Genomic DNA, 19161 nt, shown 5'->3' on the forward strand with positions numbered 1-19161 from the left:
CCAATTACGCTTACACCCTGAGCAGCTGGCAACCCTTATTCAACCAATAGTTGTTTAGTAACCGGGGACCCGTTAAGCAGTACGTGCACGTGGTAGACACCAGCAGGGAGGCCGGCTAAATCCAGTTGGTACTGGCCACTAGCAGCAGAGGCTCGGGCCGTACGGGTGGGCACGCAACGGCCTACCGCGTCGAATAAGGTAATGGAAACTGGTGTAGCGGCTGACGTAGAAGGCACCTGCACGGTTACCTGGCGGCGGGCCGGATTTGGATACAATATAACGGCTGCGGCATTCAGCTGCTGAGCAGAACTGGTGACTACACGAGGGTTGTGCGGTAGCGCAGTGAGGAACGCCGTAGCTCCTCTACCAGGAACGACAATGGCGAAGGGAGGGAAGCGAACCGAATCGGTAGTAAGCGGGCTGCCTCGGTAGGTGTGACCGGCGGCATAGAGGGTATTGCCTGATAAAACCAAGTCTGAAACATCTTGGGAATTCACATAAGAGGAGCCACCTCCTACTTGCACCCAGTCTAACGTGCCTGTGGAACCTGCATCATAGTAGCGAGCTACGTAGCAGCCAAAATTATGCGGGCCCGGTTGCAGCGTAGTTGTGCCAAGTCGTGACCCCTCATGGTAACGGCCGCCCACGTATACGGTAGCATCACTAACAGCCAGCGAGTTGACTTGCACTGCCCCTCGTTCCCACTGGGTATAGAGGGGTTGGGCCCATGCAAAAGCCGCGTCAGAACCTGTATCAGAGAGCTTGGCTACGAAACCATGCACTTCTCCGTACGCAGTAGGGCTACTAAGTGTGAGCGGGGCCGCTTGCGCTATGTGCTCATACTGCCCCGTTACATATACGTTGGTGCCTTGCACGGCCAGTTCCTCCACAACATCGGTGCCGGTCCCGCTTATCCCTCGTACCCAAGAGAAGCTGGGAGCAGCACCACCATCCAGCAGCTTTGCCACAAAGCCATCGGACGTGGGGTCATTGGCGGGTGTGAAAGTAGAGTTGACAAGTAGAGTACCGAACCGGGCTGGGTGGCTGCTCAAGCCTCCTCCTACATATAAGGCGTTACCAGCTACAGCCAATGAGCGGACTTCTTCTTTCTGGGCTCCGCCCATTTGCAGCACCCAGGCAAAGCTGGCCGTAGTGCCAGTATCAACCAGTTTCGCCACAAAGCCATCTTGGTCCCCTGAACTGCGCAGCGTAGTGTTGCCCAGCACCAGTAAAGGAACCGACGTAGTGGAGGAAAAATTACCGGCTATGTAGATACTGTTGCCCTGGACAGCCAAGGCCGTAGCCTCTATTTCGGCATTGGTGTTTAAGCCCTGCTGCCAAACCAGCTTGCCCTCTATGGTATACTTGCTGATTAAGGCAAGGCGGTAGGGTGTATTTTGAAAAAATCTGCCGGCTATATAAATACTGTTCCCACTGACAACCAGCTGTCCTTGGGTGTAAGTAGAGCCCTCTACAAATTTAGCCCACTCGAAGTTTTTGCTGACCGCACTCCATTTCGTCAGAAAGGTACTCCAACCATACGGGTGGGCAGTCAGCTTGGTACTGCCAAACGTGGCCTCGCCGGCCATGCTGCCCATCAGGTACACATTGCCGGCTGCATCGGTCGTACAGGTTTGCACGTAGCATTCCCCTCCCTGCGAGACGGTCAGGCCCTGCCAGGGCGGGGCGGTAGCAGTGGCGGGACCATCCACCGTAAAGTTCACGAATGTGGTGGAGGAAGGCCCATTGGGAGTAGTCACCAATATGTCGCCCGTTGTTGCGCCACTAGGCACTACTACGCCCATAATGCGGGTGCCGTCGGCACTTATGGTAAAGCCGCTGACCACGGTGTTATGCGCTACACCTTTGAAGCTGATAGCAGTAGCTCCCTGAAGGTTATTGCCAGTGAGCGTAACCTTGGTGCCGGCCGCCCCACGGCGCGGCGATACGCTGCTAAGCGTGACTGGTACCGTCACGGCGAAAGGCAGGCCGTTACTGGTTCCACCGGCCGTCGTGACCGTTAAGAGGCCAGAAGTGGCCCCACTCGGGACTACAAAGGCAGGTCCACCAGCGTATGTAGTAGGCGTTGCCGGAACACCATTGAGCTGGACTGAGGTAATTCCCCAAAGCCCTGTGCCCAGCAGTGTAACGGATTTGCCAGCACTGGCGGCATAGGGCTGCAGGGCCGTCAGGCGGGGCAGCACAGAAAACGGTAGCTGATTACTGGCACCACCAGGAGTCACGAGATAAACCGGCCCCGTCGTTGCATTCAGCGGTACCTTCACCTGAATAGTGGTGCCATTGATAACCTGGTACTCGGCCGAGGCGCCTGGAAAAGCAACGTAGCTCGTCCCCAGCAGATTTGTGCCTGTTAGCGTTACAAGAGCGCCAATTGGGGCAGCGGCCGGATTGAAGCTGATGATGGTAGGCGGCTGAGGGGGCAACACCGTGAATTGGATGCCGGCACTGGGCCCACCCGGAGTTGTAACAGTAGCCAGCCCGGTCACAGCACCGGGCGGTACGGTAATATCGGTTATCCGAGTGCCGGTGCTGTTTATCGTAAATCCGGTAGTTGTCACGTTGTTGCTGGTGCCGGCAAAAGTTACGGCGCTGGCATTGGTCAGGTTCGTGCCTTCCAAAGTAACCGGATAGCCACGCTGGGCGCTGGCTGGTACAAACCCCGCCAGTACCGGCGGCGGCACAACGCCAGTGCCTTCGAACTGCAGGGTGTAGCTGGGGTAGCCGACTGAGTTACTGGTTATGACCACGCTGCCGGTGCGCACGCCCAGGGCCGTCGGTCGGAATGTTACCGGTAGTGTAGTGGTAGCTCCGGGAGGTAGCGTAGCGGCTATCGGACCTGCTACTGCAAAGTCGCCGGTGGCGGTGGCGGCGGAAAGCACCAGAGGCTGCGCCCCCACATTGAGCAGGGTTAGGGTAGTAGTGGCCGACGTAGTGAGGGTGGGTTGCGCCCCGAAGTTGTAGGCGGCTCCGCCTGGGGCATAGGTAGTGCCGTTGTACTGAACGAGTAGTAGCGGGGCCGGTACGTCAAATGAACCGGTGCTGGTAGCGGTACCACCCGCGGTGCGTACGCTAACCGGTCCGGTAATGGCCCCGGGCGGTACTACCACGTTCAGCAACTGCGTACCCGCCGTATTCATTGTGAAGCCACTGCTTACCCCCGTGCCCAGCGGACCAGAAAACGTGATTTGCTGCGTACCCTGCAAATGAGTACCCTCAATCGTAATAGCACTTCCCGGTACGCCGCTGCCAGGGCTAAAGCCGTGCACAAGGGGCTGCGGAGTATTACGGGCCAGCAGTACCTGGCCTGTCACCGCATCAGCCGTGATAAGATCCAAGTCGCCATCAGCGTCCACGTCGCCGAGGGTTACGCCCAGGCTGCGTGGAGCGATAGTGCTGCTGCCCGCGCCTACCAGCATGCCGTTGGGCTGCAGGCTCAGGTTTCCGCTGCCGCCGTTCAGGTAGGTATACACGTGGGCTCCCACTCCTTGTGCCACCAGTACATCCGCGTCGCCGTCGGCATCCACGTCGCCCGTGGCCAAGCCCGTGGGGGAGCTGCCCGCCGGTAAGAGCAGGGTAGTGCCACCGCCGAATGTACCGGCGTTGTTGAAACGCACCGATATGCTGCCTGCCGCGCGGTTGGCCGTTAGCAAATCCAGATACCCATCCGCATTCAGGTCGGCCAGGGCCAGGTCAGTGGGGCCAGCACCTACCGGTACAGCCACGGCCGGGCCCAGCCCAAAGTTACCCGTTCCCTCATTCAGGCGCAGAGCCACAGAACTGCCGGATTCGTTGCTGGTGAGCAGGTCCAGGTCTCCATCATTGTCGATATCGGCCAATTGTACTGCCGAGGGTTGAGGCCCCATGCTTAGCGCTCCGGTGCTGGTGAAGTTTCCGGAGCCGTCATTCAGCCCAATAGTAGCAGCGTTTAAGGCGGCGTGAGCTACTGCAAAGTCCAGGTCCCCGTCAGCATCCACGTCGCCGACGGCAATACTGGAAACGGTACCCGGCAGCGGTAGGCGCTGCGTCGGGAAGCCCAGGATGCCAAACTGCCCGGTCCGGTCATTCAGCGCTACCACGATAAACCCATTACCCCCGTCCCCCACCAGCAAGTCCAGGAAGCCATCCTGGTTAAAATCGCCCAATGCCGTACCACGCGGGAGCACGCCGCCAAGCACACCAACATACGGCTTGAATTGGCCTCTACCGTCATTGCGGTAGGAAAATGCCCCACTCAAGCCGCCAGTTGTAACCAGATCCAAGTCGCCGTCATTATCAATATCGCCCAACAGCTGGTCACGGCTGCTGGTAACGCCTACGGTAGTAGTGTCCAGGAAGCTGCCCCGCCCGGTGCCCCGGGTAGCAGCTGTAAAGTGGTACACCTGGCGGCTGGTCTTCAAACCAGCCGGGCTGGTTAAGGAGGCCGGTACCGTTACACTGACCCGCTCACCGGGCAAGAAGGGTTGGGCGGGAGTAAACTGCAGAGTAGCTGTGCCACCGCCTTGCAGGGAGCCGGGCCGTAAGCCGCGCAGTTGGCTGCCGTACACCCTCAGGGCATTTGCAGTAGCAGGCGCTATGGGTTGCGTGAAGGTTAGGCTGATGGGCCCGTTAACGGGGGCCGAAACGGCATTTCTGCCAGGAGTAAGCGCCGATACCGCGGGGCCCTGGGCCAAAACAGCAGGAGCCCCCAGAAATAAGCCGGAAAGGAGAAGTAAAGTAGTTGTACAATGCATAGACTGCTGAGATAAAGCGAAGAACTAAAGTATAGCCTTTTCCAAATAGGCTACCCCGGCGGCAGAAAGGAATTGACTAGCAGAGTAGGGCAAATACAAAAAAATCCGGAAACCCGCTCCTGCTGCCAGGTATACGGATTTCCGGATTTTAGTACCAGAGCCTGTTATTGGACTCGAACCAACGACCTGCTCATTACGAATGAGCTGCTCTACCAGCTGAGCTAAACAGGCATTTCCGAGGCGGCCTATCCGTCAGGGGCAGCAAAGATAGAAAGCTGGGCGAACAACGTGCAAACGACGGCGCGTTTTTTTTCAGTTAGGCGAGGTTCCCGGGTTTCGGCGGTTTCCGGCATCTTTGCAGGGTTATGATGAAACAAGTGCGCAAGCTGCTGGTCAGTACGCTGGGATTTGAGCGGTATATCCGGCTGGTGAGCCGGGTGTATCTGCGGCTGGTGGGCTCGGGCTGGGGCCGAAAGAAGTACCCGGAACTGTTTTTTCTGGAGCAGCTGATAAAACCCGGCTTCGTGTGTATAGATATTGGAGCCAACCTGGGCTATTACTCGGTAGCTCTATCCAAGTTGGTGGGTGCCAGCGGCACTGTGCTGGCCGTGGAGCCGATTCCGGATTTTCAGGCTATCTGGCAGGATAACGTGCGCCTGAGTGGCCACCAGAACCTCACGCTGCTGCCGTACGCGCTGGGCGGCGAGAATACCACCGTGCAGATGGGCACGCCCGAGCGCAACGGCCTGCTGCACCACGGCATGACCAAAGTAGCCGCCAGCAACCCCGCCGAACACTACGCCCGCACCTATGAGGTGCCCATGCGCGTACCCGATGAGCTTTTCCGGGACCTGACCCGGCTGGACTTCGTGAAGTGTGATGTGGAGGGTTTCGAGTACGAAGTATTCCGCCACATGCGGGCCACCCTGCAACGTTTCCACCCAATCATCCAGACGGAGCTGAACGGGCTGGAAAACCGGCGCGCCGTGGCCGGTTTACTGGCTGAGCTGGGCTATAAACCATTTGTGCTGTCGGCACGTTCTGAACTCGTGCCCTGCACGGCGGCCCAGTTGGAAAGCGCCGTTACGGCCGATTTTTACTTTCAACCCGTCGTTTAGCTCTGTCTCCCCGCGTTTCGCCGATGAAATTTTTGCTTGTTCTTCTGCTTCTCTGGCTGATTATGCGGTATGTACTGCCGCTGGTAATACGCCTGGTAGTGAAGCATCTACTTAAAAAGCAGGCCCGGCAGTTCGGGCAGCAGTTTGGGAGTGCACCATTCGCCACTACTGGCAACTCGGGTGCCCGGCCGTCGCAGGCCGCGCCGGGCGAGGTGCAGGTAGACTATGTGCCGCCCCGCGAGAAGCCGAAGAAGCCCAAAGAATTCAAAGGCGGCGACTACGTGGACTTTGAGGAAGTGAAGTAAATCAAAAGAGAGAAAGTAAAAAGCCAACGCCCGATCATCCCGGGCGTTGGCTTTTTACTTTCTCTCTTTACCTTTTTTAAAACCCGATGCCCACCCGCACACCGGTGCCGGCTCGCTGACCCGACTGCAGGCTGGTGTAGAAGTCAACCCGCACGATTTTCAAAATATGCTCCACCCCCACGCCCAGCTCCAGATAATGGTTGGCGGTGGGCGTGGTGAGATAGTTCAACGAGGCTACTTCCTGCCATTGCAGGCGGCGTAGCAGCGGGATTTTGTTCAGGAGGAAGCCGTTGAAATGGTGACTGTAATGCGCCTCCAGAAACTGGTCGGCGGTGCTGAAACGGTAGTAGTCCAGCAGCTGAAACTTGGCAAAATCTTCCGTCAGGTAGGTGCGGTTGCCACTGAAATGCCGAAAGTCCATGAAGGCGAGCCGCGTGCTGCTGCCTGGGAAGAAGCCGGCCGCTACCCGGTAGCTGCTGGTACCGAGCAGGCCCAGGCTGACGGAATGGCGTATGCCGGCTTCCAGCAGCGTGTAGCGCACATCCGACCCCAGCACGCCACTAATGCCCTGCCGCCAGGTCAGTAGAAACGTCGGGTATTTGGAGCCCATGTTGATTTTGCCATCGGGGCGGGTGATGTACCGCTGACCGGGCCGGAAAGAGGCCGTCAGTTCGGTGGTCAGGGCTTGGCTACGGCCGAACTGGGTGCCGTCGGGTCGTTCCGCATTCACGGGCAGGTTCGGGGTGAAAGCCCGGCCGGCCCGGTCGGTTATCAGTTTGATGGTGGTGTTTTCCAGCTCCCGGCGCGTCCAGAAGCTGCCGGCGGCCTGCACCGTGAGGCCGTTCAGGGGCTCCCACTCATAGCCCAGGGCCAGCCCGTCGCGGCGGTAAAGCTTGGCGTAGTTCCGGTTTTCGAAAAGCGTGTAGTAGCTATTGATGAAGGGCGTGAGCTGGCTGTTGGGGTCGAAATTCTCGATGGAACGGCCGGCCCGGATACTCAGACGGGAAAGCTTCACGGCATCCAGCTGCCAGCTGGCGGCTACACTCGGGCTCCATAACTCGTTGCTGAAACCATAGCGCAGACTGGGCGTTACCGACCAGCTCCGACGGTCATCGGTGCGCTGGGTGTAGGTGGCCTGCGGGTTTATTACCAGGCCCTCTACGGTGTTGTAGTTGACGATATTGAACACCGGCGCCACGTACCAAGTGCGCTTGCGGAAGGTGTTGCTGTAGCCGTAGCCAGTGAGCAGCAGCTTGCCCACGCTCAGCTCGTTCCGCTTGCGGTCCATGGAATCCTGGTAGGGCCGGGAGTTGCGAATGACTTCGGTGCTGTCCTTTACGTGGTAGTCCTTTCGTTCGTCATCGGTGAGCGGAATGGGGCGGATGGTGGCCCAGTAGGCCGTATCCCGCTCATTCACGCCCTTTTCTACCAGCATCACCTCCCCACGCTTCAGCTGGCGCAGGCCCAGCCCGGCCGTGTCGCGGGTGGCCGCCTGACGGCTTTGCCTGCGCACGGCCTGGCTGAGGCCATCCAGCTTAGGCTTCTGCTTTTTCACCTGCGCTACCGTTTCGCGGGTTACGGGGGCATCTTCGGGCTCTTTACCAGTGGGCGGGGGTGTCGTGGTAGGAGCGGGGCGGTTAGGGTAAGTAGGCGTAACCTGGTAGTTCGACAGCACCGCCGTCACGAAGCCGTTGCCCTTGAAGCCGAAGGCCGTGAAGCCCATCGTCACCTTCTGGCTCTGCATCACCCACACGTCGGACGGGCCGGGAGCGGGCGCAAAAATCTGCTCGATGTGCAGGTTGTCCACGTAATCCAGCTGGGCGTCCTTGCTCAGGTTGAGGCTCACGGAATGCAGCCGCCAGGTGCCATCCACAATGTAGATGTGGCCCGAGAATACCGGGTCGGTGCGGCGGCGGGGCGTTACCTTGATTTTGTGGATGAGCAAGCTGCCCTGCTGGGTGCTGCCCTCCAGTTCGTAGCGGTAGAACAGCGGAGCATTAGCAGCAATAGGTGACACAAAGCCTCGTTCCGAAAAGCCACTTTTCAGGACATTCTGATAGAAATTGAGGCCCCGGCCGGCGCTGGCCCGGTTGAAGCTGATGCCTTTGGTGTCGCCACTGACGCGGGAAGAAATCATCCGCTCCTGCACCACGTTGGGCTGGCGGAAGCTCATTTCCGAAACCGATTCGGAGAGGTAGAAAATACCTGGCTTGAAATCGGGTCCTACTTTCACCAAGCCTAGAATCTTGCCCGGTACATCGGTGAAGCGACCCAGCACTTTAATATACGTTCGGGCTTTGAAGGCTGCCACCTCCCGCTGATGGTAGCGCCGCCATTGCATGGCCTGCTGCACAATGGTGTAGGCGGGGTCCTTATCGGTGGAACGCACCACCACTTCGCGCAGCTGGTAGCTTTCGGGGCTGAGGCTCACGTTCAGAATCGTGGCCGTGTCGCCGCCCGCCACCCGGATGGTTTCCAGGTGCGGCTTGAAGCCAACGTACTGAAACACCATTTCGTAGATGCCGGCCGCCAGCCGCAGCTGGTAATTTCCCTGCTCATTGGAGGCCGTGCTGATAGAGGTGCCCCGTACGGCTACGTTGGCAAAGGCCAGCGCCTCACCCTTAGTACTCAGAATGCGGCCCCGCACAATGCCGGCGTGGGCCGGCCCCGCCAGACTAAGTAAAAACAGGAATAATACCGCGCTAACGCGCATGCAGGAGCTGAACATAACCGATAAGCAAATGAGGTACTGCAAGTAAGAGGAAATCCGGCGGCCGGCGGTTGCCTGTGGGGTAGTTTTTGCTGAAACAGAGGGGCAACTGTAGTAAGAGCAAGTTTCCGGTCACGCCCAGGGTACTGAGTTGTAGTTCACTGCGGAGCAGGAGCTGATTCAGGGCCGCGTTATTGAGTTATTTTGCCGGGCGCGGTGTTCTGCGTAAGCGGTTTTCCCGCCATTCCTTCCCTTTCGCTACGCGTTATGATGCAGCCCGCCAAAAAGAAGTTCTACACGCCCACCGAAGCCCTCCAGAAAATAGCCGCCTTCTGCACCTACCAGGACCGCAACCAGAAGGAGGTGGAAGCCAAGCTGCGCGAGTATGGCCTAGATGAGGACGAAGCCGGCGAAATCATCATCCGGCTCAGCCGGGAGAATTTCTTGGATGAGGAACGCTACGCCCAGACGTTCGTGCGGGGTCATGTCCGTAAGAAATGGGGCCGCCGACGCATTATGCAGGAGCTGAAGCAGAAGGGCATTTCGGAGTACTGCATCAAAGTTGGGATGAAGGAAATCGACGGTGATGAGTACTACCAGAATCTGGTGGATCTGCTGGAAAAGAAAGACCGGCAGGAGAAAGAGCGCCACCCCGGAAAGCGTCGCCAGAAAATCCAGCTCTACCTCACAGGCAAGGGATACGAGCAGGACCTTATAAAAATGGCCCTCGAAGACCTGGGCAAAACGCCAGAGGACGAAGAGTAAAAAGCAGCCGAAGAAGTTGGTACATCATGCCTCATCTGGCGTCTGCCTGTCGAAGCATGACGGTCAACATGGCTCGTGAGGAGCTTGACGTTCTGCCGCACTACCGTTTCCCGGGAAGCTTCGGATTCTGCATCTGGCGTGAGAGAATGACGCGGCGGCCGGTCATAGTTTGCAGCATGGGGCGCAGAATCTGCTCGGCATTTTGCGTGGTCTGGGCCAGAATGCCGGATTGCAGTGCAGCGGTGCGCACGTTGGCCTCAGCGTATTTGTAGCCGGCATCTACCAGTTCGGCATCCTGGAAAAAGCCGTTCTCTACGCTGTATACTTTGCTTTTGCTGTGGTCAACCTGCCAGATGCACAATTCCGGCTCGGGCAGAGCCAGACGCAGGATAGAGTCACCTTCCAGTACCACGTCCTGGGGCCGTACTTTGCGCAGGTCGAGGCAGCCCACGGCATTACCTGCCACAATGAGCGCCACTTTGGCGTCAGGGAGGAAGCGGTAGGTGCTCTTCTTGTATTCGACCACATCCTTGAACTGATAGCGCACCAGCTCCATCCGGCCCAGGGCCTCCACTTTTTCCAGCACCGTGTTGTGGGTGACGGTAATGCGCGGGGCGGGGTTAAGCGGGTTTTTCAGGCCGGATAGCGCGGGGCGCACTTTCGTCCAGAGAAACCAGCCCAAACCCAGCAAAAACAACAAAGGCAACAAACGGCGCAACAGGTAAGGCATAAGCAGGCAGAAGCGGGTACAGCGGGAAGGTCAACGGAAATACGGATAGTTCAGCTTCGAGGCGGAAAAAGTTTAGAACGGTCTGTGTTGCGGAGGCCCCAGGCGGCTACCAGTTTTCCCGGATTCTTCCCGTCCTTTGCAGGTAATGCTGAAAATCAAGCCGCTACCCCTATCTGCCGAAACTGCCGTTGTGCCCGGTCCCGCGTGGCTGCGACAATGGCACGGGTGGCTGCTGGTGGCGGTGTGGGTACTGGTGCAGTTGCTGGTATTGGCGCAGAACCACGGCCCCCGCTACGTGAACGATAGTGGCCGGTACCTCGCCTACGGCACGCGCATCGCCCAAGAATGGCACTTCGAGCGGGACCATAACTTGCGCTACGTGGGCTATCCGCTGTTTATTGCACTGTGGCTGAAGCTGGGCACCGGCTGGTGGGGTATTGTGCTGGGGCAGATGACCGTGAGCGGCCTGGCGGCCCGCGCCTTTTACCGCACCCTGCGCCGCCTCACGCCTCAGTCCTTCGACTGGCGGCCGGCAGCTCTGGCAACAGCCGCGCTGGTAGCCTGGCGCGATGTCCAGCAGTTTAACGTATACCTGCTCACCGAGTCGTTGTTTGCCAGTTTCACCATTCTGGCCTTCTGGGCCCTGGTGCGGGCCCGGCGCGGCCCGGCGGGCCGGTGGGTGATATTCGGGCTACTGGTCCTGCTGACGGGCATTGTGCGGCCCAACGGGTTTGTGGTAGCCGGGGCGGCAGTGGTGGCCGGCCTAGCCCGCCTCTGGCAACTGCCGGGTAGGCGGGCCTTTCGGAGGGCCCTGCTGGGGCTGGCGGTGCTGGCACCGGTTTGGTGGTGGGTGCTCAACAAACTGCTACTCACCTTTACGTTAGTGGAAACTTACCTACGGGGAGAAATCATCTATGGCTTCACGCCCCGGGTGGTGGAGCCCACCGAGCCGCTGCTGCTACCCCCGCCCGGCCTGGCCCCGGTGCTGCGGCTGGGCTACTTCATGGCTGCTAACCCCACGTACTTCCTCAAACTGGCGACGCTGAAGGGGCTACTGTTCTTCAGCTACGTCAAAACCTACTACTCCTGGAGTCACATTGTGCTGATTGTGGCCTTCATTTATCCGTGCTATTGGCTGGCACTGCGCGGCCTGCGTACGACCACAGCCTGGCTACCGGCCCGGGTCTTTCTGGCGGGCGTGGTGCTGTTGCAGGGCTTCGTGGTGATGATGACCGTGGAAGACTGGGACGTGCGGTTTCTGCTACCCGTGCTGCCCTGCGTATTTGCCCTGGCCGGCCTGAGCCTCGGCCGCTGGCTCCCGCCTGTTACCCCAAACCCGGAGGCGTAGGCGCACCGCCAAACCCAGCCCAGGCCTGCAGGCCGCCGGTATGCACGGCCACTACCGTGCTGCCCCGTCGGAAATGGCCCCGCGCCAGCAAATCCAACACGCCCACCAGCATCTTGCCGGTATAAATGGGGTCGAGCAACACGCCGTGGCGGGCCTGAAACTGCGTAATAAAGGCGCGCAGCTCCGGGGTGAGCTTGGCGTAGCCGCCGCCGTGGTAGGCCGTGTGCAATGCCCAGTTCCGGTACGTGCGGCCCGTGGCTGCTTGCGTCAACTGGTCAATGTTGGTTTGCAAAAAGTCAGCTCCTTTCAGGGCGGCAAAGCCCAGGACCTGCTCCGCGCCCTGCAGGCCGGTAACGAGGCCAGCCAGGGTGCCGCCGGTACCGCAGGCCACGCACAGCGCATCAAACGCCGTCAGGGCGCGCAGCTCCGTCGCCAGCTCGGCGCAGCCGGGCAGGGCCAGGGCGTTGGAGCCGCCCTCGGGCACCACGTAGGCCGGGCCGGTTTGCTGCAGCAACTCCGCCAGCACCTCGGGCTCCTGCTTGCGGCGGTAGGTGGTGCGGTCCAGAAAGCGCAGCTCCATGCCATCGGCGGCGGCGCGGGCCAGGGTGGGGTTGAGGGGGCGTTGGGCCAACTCCTCGCCCCGCACTACCCCCACAGTGCGCAGGCCGGTGAGGCGGCCGGCGGCGGCCACGGCGGCCAGGTGGTTGGAAAACGCCCCGCCGAAAGTCAGCAGCGTGTAGTGGCCGAGCCTGCGGGCTTCCTGCAGGTTGTATTTGAGCTTGCGCCACTTGTTACCGGGCAGCTCCGGGTGCGTCAGGTCGTCGCGCAGCAGCAGCAGTTGCACGCCGGCCCGTTCGGCCGCTGGCTCGGGCAAGGGCTGAAGCAGCATGGCAGTTGAAATCAAAGGTGTAAAGTCAAAGCCCTGTTGTCATCTTGAGCGCAGCGAAGGACCTTACCACGCTAGAACAAACCGTTCCAACGGGATAAGGTCCTTCGCTGCGCTCAGGATGACAAATGAACAACCAACCTCCTACGCCAGCAGGGTATCCGTCAGGCTGTGGGGCTCGGGGCGCTGCTTGAGGGCGTAGAACAGGGCCACCAGCATGGCCCCAATCAGCAGCACCGACGATACCAGCGACACGGTATTGCCGATGGTGTAGGCCGCGGGCTCAAATTTGAACTCGATGGTATGGGTGCCGGCCGGCACCGGCAGAGCCCGCAGCACGTAGTTGGCGCGCAGGTGGGGCACCTCCTTGCCATCGATGAAGGCCTGCCAGCCGTCGGCGTAATAGATTTCGGAGAAGACCACCAGGCCCGCCTGCGCGGCCGTGGCGCGGTAGGTGAGGGCGTTGGGCGTGTACTTGGTGAGGGCAATGCTGGAGCCCTCGGCCGGGTAGGTGGTCTGGCTGAGGGGGAACTTGCTGACATCTACCACGGCCGTGGTGGCGGCGTTGAGGCCCATGAGGGCCTTCATTTCCTCGTCGGGGCTCTGCACTTTCTGCACTTGGCTTACAAACCAAGCATTGCCCAGCGCGCCGGGATTGCGCTGCACCTGCTGGGGTTGGCCCTGCTCCTGGCCGGGTACAATTACGTAGCGGGTATTCAGCATGCTGAGCACGGCCGTGTTGTTGGTCGAAATCTGCCGCTCAATGAGGTCCTGGTAGCGGTGCAGCTTCGCCCCGTGGTACCCCCCGATGCTCTTGTGGAAGTAGGAGGTCTGCGCCTCGTTGAACGGGTTTTGCACGTTCAGCACCCGGTAGCTCAGGTCCTTGTCCTGCAGAATCTGCTGATCGGCGGGGGAGGGCACAAACTGCTCGGCAATGGTTTCCTGCTGGAAGTTACCGTCGTTGAGGTAGCGCTTATCCACGCCCCACAAATCCACCAGCGTGAGCAGGCCCACCAGCGTAGCCGCCAGCCCGGCCGAGAGCTTGCGCTGCAAAAAGAACCACAGCACCGCGCCGGCCGCTACTACGAAGAACAGGGAGCGGAACACGTCGGTGCGCAGCAGGGAGGCGCGGTCGGCACGCAAAGCATCCAGCGGGAAGCCACTCTGCTGGAGCTGGGCATCAATGGGCGAAGCAAAATCGGATACCAGCCCGGCCAGGAATGCCAAGGCACACAGGCCGGCCGTAATGGCCAGCGCCCGCACTACGTGCTTTTTGAGCAGCGCCGTGTCGGCATCATCGGTGGGCTTGCCGGTGAGGGCGGCCAGCGTCGGGTGGGTGCTAACCGGGGCGGCGGCCACCCCGGTTAGGGTGCGGCCGCGCAGCACGCGGCCCAGGGCCAGCACGGCCAGCAGCGGCATGGCCAGCTGGGCAATGGTGAGAGCCATGCTCACGGCCCGGAACTTGTTGTAGCCCGGGAAGTAGTCGAACATCAGGTAGTTGAAGGCCTCAAAGTTCTTGCCCCAGGCCAGCATGATGGACAGCAGCGTGCCCGCCAGCAGCCAGATGCGGGTGCGGCGGTCAGCCACCATCAAACCCAGTACAAACAGGAAAAACACCACCGCGCCCACATACACCGGGCCGCTGGTGATGGGCTGGTCGCCCCAGTAGGTGGGCATCTGGGCCAAGTAATCGGCCAGCTGTACGGGGGGCACGCCGGCGGCGGCCAGGGCCTTGCCGGTTTCCGAGTTTTCGGAGAGCTTCATCTGCGAAGCCCCGCCATAGAAGTTGGGGATGAGCAGGGTGGCGGTTTCGCCCACGCCGTAGCTGTAGCTGAAGGCGTACTCCTTGCCCAGGCCCGAGCCGGCATCATCGTCGGCTGGGGCGGCGGGCTGGCCGGGGGCGGTGGGCGGGGGCGTGGTCAGCTCGGCTTTACCCCGAATGCTGTACTTGCTGTATTCGAGGGTGGTGTAGAGGCGGCCGAAGCTTACGCCCACGGCCAGCAGCGCGGCCACACCTAGTAGGGTGGTGCGGGCCAGGAAATCGGGCAGGCGCTTTTCGCGGGCGGCGAATACCAGCTCCACCACGCCAAACACCAGCACCAGCAGCAGCAGATAATAGGTAATCTGGAGGTGGTTGGAGCGGATGTTCATGGCCAGGCCTAGGGCAAACAAAGCCGTGCCCAGCCACTTGTTGCGCCGGAACGCCACCAATAGGCCCGCCAGCACCAGTGGGGCGTAGGCCAAGGCCAGACTCTTGGTATTGTGGCCGGCGGCCAGAATAATCAGGTTATAGCTCGTGAAGCCCAGGGCCACGGCTCCCACCACGCTCACCAGCGGCGAGAGGCCCAAAGCCACGCACAGCGCGTAGCCGCACACCAGGGCCAGAAACAGGTTGGCCACCACCGCCGGCAGCCCCAGCGTGAACAGCTTGTGCAGGTACTGGCTCAGGTCGCCGGGGAAGCGGGTGCTGATGAGGTAAGTCGGCATTCCCGAGAACATGGAGTTCGTCCAGAGGGCTTCCTCGCCGGTCTGGTCGCGGAACTGGGCGGCCTCGTGGGCCCCGCCGTTGAACTGCACGATATCGTGCTGGGCCAGCGTCTTGCCATCGAACAGGATGGGGGAGAAGTACACGGCGGCCAGCACCAGGAAAAACACAACGGCCAGCAGGTGCGGCAGCACCCGCCGCCACCACGGCGCAACGGCCTGACGGGGAGGAGTAGTCATTCGGCTTACTAAAAAGTCGGATAAGGCCAGAGTTGGACCCAAGCCCGAAGGTAAGCAGGATAGGTGATTAGGAGGGTAGGAGGGTGTGCGGGTAAGAAGGTAGAAGGGCTGTAATCCTGAGCGGAGCCCATTCCTACCCGCGCACCCTCTTACCCTACAGCTCTACCCCGCCAGTTATATAGCCCGATCGAGAGGAAGATGATACCGTAGGCGGCCAGCTGCAGGCCCGTGGCCTGCTCGCCGAAGTACAGAAACGCCAGCAGAAAGCTCAGCAGCGGGTTGAGGTACATGAAGATGCCCACCGTGCCCGAGGGCAGCACGTTCAGCGCGTACAGGTTCAGAAACAGCGGAATGATGGTGAACACCGTGCTCAGCAGCAGGGCCACCAGCAACAAATGCCCGTCCTGGAACCCTGCCACCGGCTGCGCCCCCAGCAGCGGGGCCAGCGGCAGAATTACCAGGGCCGACAGAGCCAGCTGCACCGTCAGCAGCACCAGCCGGTCGTAGCCCTGAAGGCGGCGCTGGCTGATGAGGTAGGCCGCGTAGGTAGTAGCCACCACCAGGCTCATGCCCAGCGTCCGGAACTCGCCCGAGCCCAGCAGTCCGCAGCTAGCCGCCGCCAGCCCAATGGCCAGCCACTGGTTGCGCCGCAGCTTTTCCCGCAGCACCACAAAGCCCAGCAAGGCCGTGAGAATGGGGCAGATGAGGTAGGCAAACGAGCCCGCCTGCACGCTCACCTCGTTGATGACGTAGATGAACAGCAGCCAGTTCGACGTCAGCAGCGCTCCGCCCACCAGGGTGCTGAACAGCACCGCCCGCCGCTCCGACGCGGTGGCTGCCTGCCACTGCGCCCGCGTCTGCCGCACCGCCTCGCGCCGTCCCAGCCCGTGAATCAGCAACAGCAGCAGCAACGAGAGCAGCACCCGGAAAAACAGGATCTGCCCGCTGGCATACCCGGCCAGCCAGCGCAACGGAATCGGGAAAAAGCCCCAAATAAAAAAAGCCGCAAAAGCGGCCAGGTGATGACGCGAAAGTTTCAATTGAAACGAGGGGAGTAGAAAAACGAAAGTGCAAAGGTAGGGCAGGGGGAGGGAGTTGAATTAATTATGAATGATGAGTTATGAATAATGAGTTGTTAGAGGAACGGGTATGAGGGGCTGTAACCCGTCGGCCTCGCTGCCGCCACCCTCCCCGCAACTCATCATTCAACTCTCATAACTCACTCCTGTACCTTTGCCCCTGCTATGCTCCAGTTCTCCGACCTGCCCGCGCTTACCGGCGGCACCCTGCTCCAACTTCCCGCCACCCCGGCAGCCATTCAGCGGCTGCTGCTGGATAGCCGCCGCGTGCAAACCCCCGCCGACAGCCTGTTCCTGGCCCTGCGCGGCCCCCAGCACGACGGCCACCGCTACCTGCCCGAGTTGTACCGGGCCGGCGTGCGCCAGTTTTTGGTGCAGGACGACGTGCCGCTGGCCGACTTTCCTGAGGCCGGTTTCTTACGGGTGCCCGATACCCTGGCAGCCCTGCAGGCGCTGGCGGCCCACCACCGCCGCCGCTTCCCCATCCCGGTGTTCGGCATTACCGGCTCCAACGGCAAAACCATCGTGAAGGAGTGGCTGGCCCAACTGCTGAGCCCCGACGAGCTGATCTGTAAGAGTCCGCGCTCCTACAACTCCCAGGTGGGCGTGCCCCTGAGCGTGTGGGAGCTTACCGCCAGCCACACGCTGGGCATCTTCGAGGCCGGCATTTCCGAGCCCGGCGAGATGGCGCGGCTGGTTCGCATCATCCAGCCCACGCTGGGCATCTTCACCAATCTGGGTACGGCCCACGATGCCGGTTTCGCCTCCCCCGCCGAAAAGGTGACGGAGAAGATGCGCCTGTTTGAGCAGGTGGATACCCTGTTCTATTGCGCCGACCACGAGCTGATTCACGCCGCCGCCCGCCGCCAGCTCAGCCCCGCCCGCACCACCCGCGTGGCCTGGACGCGCCAGCGCGCCCGCTTCGACGCCCAGGAAGCCGACCTGCTCATCACTATGCAGGAAGCCGCTGCCGACCGGGCCGTGGTGCGGGTGGAGCGCGCCCGGCCCCGCCCCCAGGAGCACACCTTCACGCTGCCTTTCGCCGATGAGCCCTCCGTAGAAAACGCCCTCCACGGCCTGGCGGTGCTGCTGTGGCGGCAGGTGCCCCCCACCGAAATCCAGCAGCGCCTCGACCGGCTCCAGCCCGTGGCCATGCGTCTGGAGATGAAGCAGGCTTTGCACGACTGCTACGTCCTCGACGATACCTACAACAACGACTTGGCCGGCCTGCGCCTCGCCCTCGATGCCCTGGCCCGGCAAGCCCGCCGGGGCCGCCGCACCCTCATTCTCTCCGATGTGCTCGAATCGGGCTTAGCCGGGGCCGAACTGTACGCGCGGGTGGCGGCTTTGCTGCCGGCCCACGGCGTGGAGCGCCTCATCGGCATCGGCCCCGATATCAGTCGGCACCACGCGGCGTTTGCGGGCCTGCAGGCTGAATTCTACCCCGACACGGCCGCGTTTCTGGCCGCTTTCCAACCCGAGCAGTTCCGCCAGGAGTTGATTCTGGTGAAAGGGGCCCGCCGCTACGGCTTCGAGCGGATTGTTGCCGCCTTCCAGCAGAAAATCCACGGCACAGTGCTGGAAGTAAACCTCGACGCGCTGGTGCACAACCTTAACTTCTACCGTCGCCGCCTGCAGCCCGGCGTGAAGCTGATGGTGATGGTGAAGGCCTTTGCCTACGGCAGCGGCTCGGCCGAAGTCGCCAACCTGCTTCAGTTCCACCGCGCAGACTACCTGGCCGTGGCCTACGCCGACGAGGGCGTGGACCTGCGCCAGAGCGGCATCAGCCTGCCGCTGATGGTGATGAACCCGGCTCCCGACGCCTTCCAGAAGCTGCGCCAGTACCACCTGGAACCCGAAATCTACTCCTTCGAGCGCCTGCACGACTACCTGGCCGCCGCCCGCGAGGCCGCCATGCCCGCCATCCACCTCAAGCTCGATACCGGCATGCGCCGCCTGGGCTTCGCCGAGGAAGACCTGCCCGAGCTGTGTCGGCTGCTGCACGAAAACGCCGCCCACCTGCGCGTAGCCAGCGCCCTCACCCACTTGGCCGGAGCCGACGAGGAGCAGCACAACAGCTTCTCGCGGGAGCAGCTGGCCGCCTTCGCCCGCATGACGCCCCAGCTGGAGGCGGCCCTGGGCTACCCCATTCTCCAGCACGCCCTCAACTCGGCCGGCATTGTGCGGTTTCCGGAGGACCAGCACAGTCTGGTACGCCTTGGCATCGGCCTCTATGGGGTGGAAGCCAGTGGCCAGGAGCCCGACGCGCTGCGGTCTGTGAGCACCCTGCGTACCACCATTTCCCAGATCAAAACCCTGCCGGCGGGCCAGACGGTGGGCTACGGCCGCCGCGGCCAAGCCACCGACCACGAGCGGCGCATTGCCACCCTGGCCATCGGCTATGCCGACGGCTACGACCGGCGCTTCGGCAACGGGGCGGGCGAGGTGCTTATCCGTGGGCAACGGGCGCCCATCGTAGGCAACGTGTGCATGGACATGTGCATGGCCGACGTGACTCACATTGCCGACGCTCAAGCCGGCGACGCGGCCGTGGTATTCGGCGAAAACCTGCCCCTCACGGAGCTGGCCGCGCGCATCGGCACCATTCCGTATGAGTTGCTGACCAACGTAAGCGAGCGGGTGAAGCGAGTGTTCGTAGCAGAATAGAGCTGGCTGAATATTGCAGGATTGCAAACATCCCGTATCATTGCCCGTAAGCCAATGTTCACCCTATTCTCTCCCCCA

The 19161-nt window shown here is 61.3% G+C and carries 11 protein-coding genes and 1 tRNA gene; 5 read left to right on the plus strand and 7 right to left on the minus strand.

Annotated elements, in window-relative coordinates; all coding sequences use genetic code 11:
* Positions 1–35: 35 nt before the first annotated feature.
* Together HSW_RS22460 and HSW_RS02980 are read right to left on the minus strand one after the other, a co-directional pair.
* Entirely contained in the window at positions 36–4751 is a 4716-nt protein-coding gene (locus tag HSW_RS22460) for an FG-GAP-like repeat-containing protein (RefSeq protein ID WP_081768232.1), read from the minus strand.
* Positions 4752–4909: 158 nt separating this feature from the next.
* Positions 4910–4982: transfer RNA gene (locus HSW_RS02980), tRNA-Thr, on the minus strand.
* A gap of 134 nt (positions 4983–5116) precedes the next feature.
* Here HSW_RS02980 and HSW_RS02985 point away from each other — a divergent pair.
* Positions 5117–5869, plus strand: coding sequence for an FkbM family methyltransferase (locus HSW_RS02985; protein ID WP_052346049.1), 753 nt, complete (start codon positions 5117–5119; stop codon positions 5867–5869).
* A gap of 23 nt (positions 5870–5892) precedes the next feature.
* The gene (locus HSW_RS02990; RefSeq protein WP_044000772.1) at positions 5893–6174 is read left to right on the plus strand and encodes a DUF4834 family protein; all 282 of its coding nucleotides are present in this window, start codon (positions 5893–5895) and stop codon (positions 6172–6174) included.
* A 76-nt stretch (positions 6175–6250) separates the two neighbouring features.
* Here HSW_RS02990 and HSW_RS02995 read toward each other — a convergent pair whose 3' ends face one another.
* Positions 6251–8902 (minus strand): DUF5686 and carboxypeptidase regulatory-like domain-containing protein, encoded by a 2652-nt coding sequence (locus HSW_RS02995; RefSeq protein ID WP_052346050.1) that lies wholly within the window; start codon positions 8900–8902, stop codon positions 6251–6253.
* A gap of 249 nt (positions 8903–9151) precedes the next feature.
* Between HSW_RS02995 and HSW_RS03000 the strand changes: the two genes are divergently transcribed.
* On the plus strand, positions 9152–9649 hold the full coding sequence (locus HSW_RS03000) for a regulatory protein RecX (protein WP_044000773.1): 498 nt from the start codon (positions 9152–9154) through the stop codon (positions 9647–9649).
* Positions 9650–9749: 100 nt separating this feature from the next.
* Here HSW_RS03000 and HSW_RS03005 read toward each other — a convergent pair whose 3' ends face one another.
* On the minus strand, positions 9750–10379 hold the full coding sequence (locus HSW_RS03005) for a DUF4230 domain-containing protein (RefSeq protein ID WP_044000774.1): 630 nt from the start codon (positions 10377–10379) through the stop codon (positions 9750–9752).
* Between the two features lie 145 nt (positions 10380–10524).
* Between HSW_RS03005 and HSW_RS03010 the strand changes: the two genes are divergently transcribed.
* Complete coding sequence (locus HSW_RS03010) at positions 10525–11727, plus strand: hypothetical protein (protein WP_044000775.1); 1203 nt, start codon at positions 10525–10527, stop codon at positions 11725–11727.
* Here HSW_RS03010 and HSW_RS03015 read toward each other — a convergent pair.
* The 3 genes from HSW_RS03015 to HSW_RS03025 all read right to left on the minus strand — a co-directional run bounded on the left by HSW_RS03015 (position 11705) and on the right by HSW_RS03025 (position 16377).
* Entirely contained in the window at positions 11705–12616 is a 912-nt protein-coding gene (locus HSW_RS03015) for a 1-aminocyclopropane-1-carboxylate deaminase/D-cysteine desulfhydrase (RefSeq protein ID WP_044000776.1), read from the minus strand. The two genes, HSW_RS03010 and HSW_RS03015, sit on opposite strands and share 23 nt — an antisense overlap.
* Positions 12617–12757: 141 nt before the next feature.
* Entirely contained in the window at positions 12758–15337 is a 2580-nt protein-coding gene (locus HSW_RS03020; RefSeq protein WP_052346051.1) for a YfhO family protein, read from the minus strand.
* 149 nt (positions 15338–15486) lie between these two features.
* A complete protein-coding gene (locus tag HSW_RS03025; protein WP_044000777.1) occupies positions 15487–16377 on the minus strand; it encodes an EamA family transporter in 891 nt (296 codons plus the stop codon).
* A gap of 204 nt (positions 16378–16581) precedes the next feature.
* Here HSW_RS03025 and HSW_RS03030 point away from each other — a divergent pair, with 204 nt between their 5' ends.
* Positions 16582–19083: a bifunctional UDP-N-acetylmuramoyl-tripeptide:D-alanyl-D-alanine ligase/alanine racemase gene (locus tag HSW_RS03030; RefSeq protein ID WP_044000778.1), complete on the plus strand. Its 2502-nt coding sequence runs from the start codon at positions 16582–16584 to the stop codon at positions 19081–19083.
* The last annotated feature ends 78 nt before the right edge of the window (positions 19084–19161 follow it).

Source organism: Hymenobacter swuensis DY53, assembly GCF_000576555.1.
In the GTDB taxonomy this organism is placed as follows: domain Bacteria; phylum Bacteroidota; class Bacteroidia; order Cytophagales; family Hymenobacteraceae; genus Hymenobacter; species Hymenobacter swuensis.

Excerpts from the sequence above, each read along its gene's own strand:
- HSW_RS22460 (WP_081768232.1), bottom strand. The coding sequence starts at position 4,751 with ATGCATTGTACAACTACTTTACTTCTCCTTTCCGGCTTATTTCTGGGG.
- HSW_RS02985 (WP_052346049.1), top strand. The coding sequence starts at position 5,117 with ATGATGAAACAAGTGCGCAAGCTGCTGGTCAGTACGCTGGGATTTGAG.
- HSW_RS02990 (WP_044000772.1), top strand. The coding sequence starts at position 5,893 with ATGAAATTTTTGCTTGTTCTTCTGCTTCTCTGGCTGATTATGCGGTAT.
- HSW_RS02995 (WP_052346050.1), bottom strand. The coding sequence starts at position 8,902 with ATGTTCAGCTCCTGCATGCGCGTTAGCGCGGTATTATTCCTGTTTTTA.
- HSW_RS03000 (WP_044000773.1), top strand. The coding sequence starts at position 9,152 with ATGATGCAGCCCGCCAAAAAGAAGTTCTACACGCCCACCGAAGCCCTC.
- HSW_RS03005 (WP_044000774.1), bottom strand. The coding sequence starts at position 10,379 with ATGCCTTACCTGTTGCGCCGTTTGTTGCCTTTGTTGTTTTTGCTGGGT.
- HSW_RS03010 (WP_044000775.1), top strand. The coding sequence starts at position 10,525 with ATGCTGAAAATCAAGCCGCTACCCCTATCTGCCGAAACTGCCGTTGTG.
- HSW_RS03015 (WP_044000776.1), bottom strand. The coding sequence starts at position 12,616 with ATGCTGCTTCAGCCCTTGCCCGAGCCAGCGGCCGAACGGGCCGGCGTG.
- HSW_RS03020 (WP_052346051.1), bottom strand. The coding sequence starts at position 15,337 with ATGACTACTCCTCCCCGTCAGGCCGTTGCGCCGTGGTGGCGGCGGGTG.
- HSW_RS03030 (WP_044000778.1), top strand. The coding sequence starts at position 16,582 with ATGCTCCAGTTCTCCGACCTGCCCGCGCTTACCGGCGGCACCCTGCTC.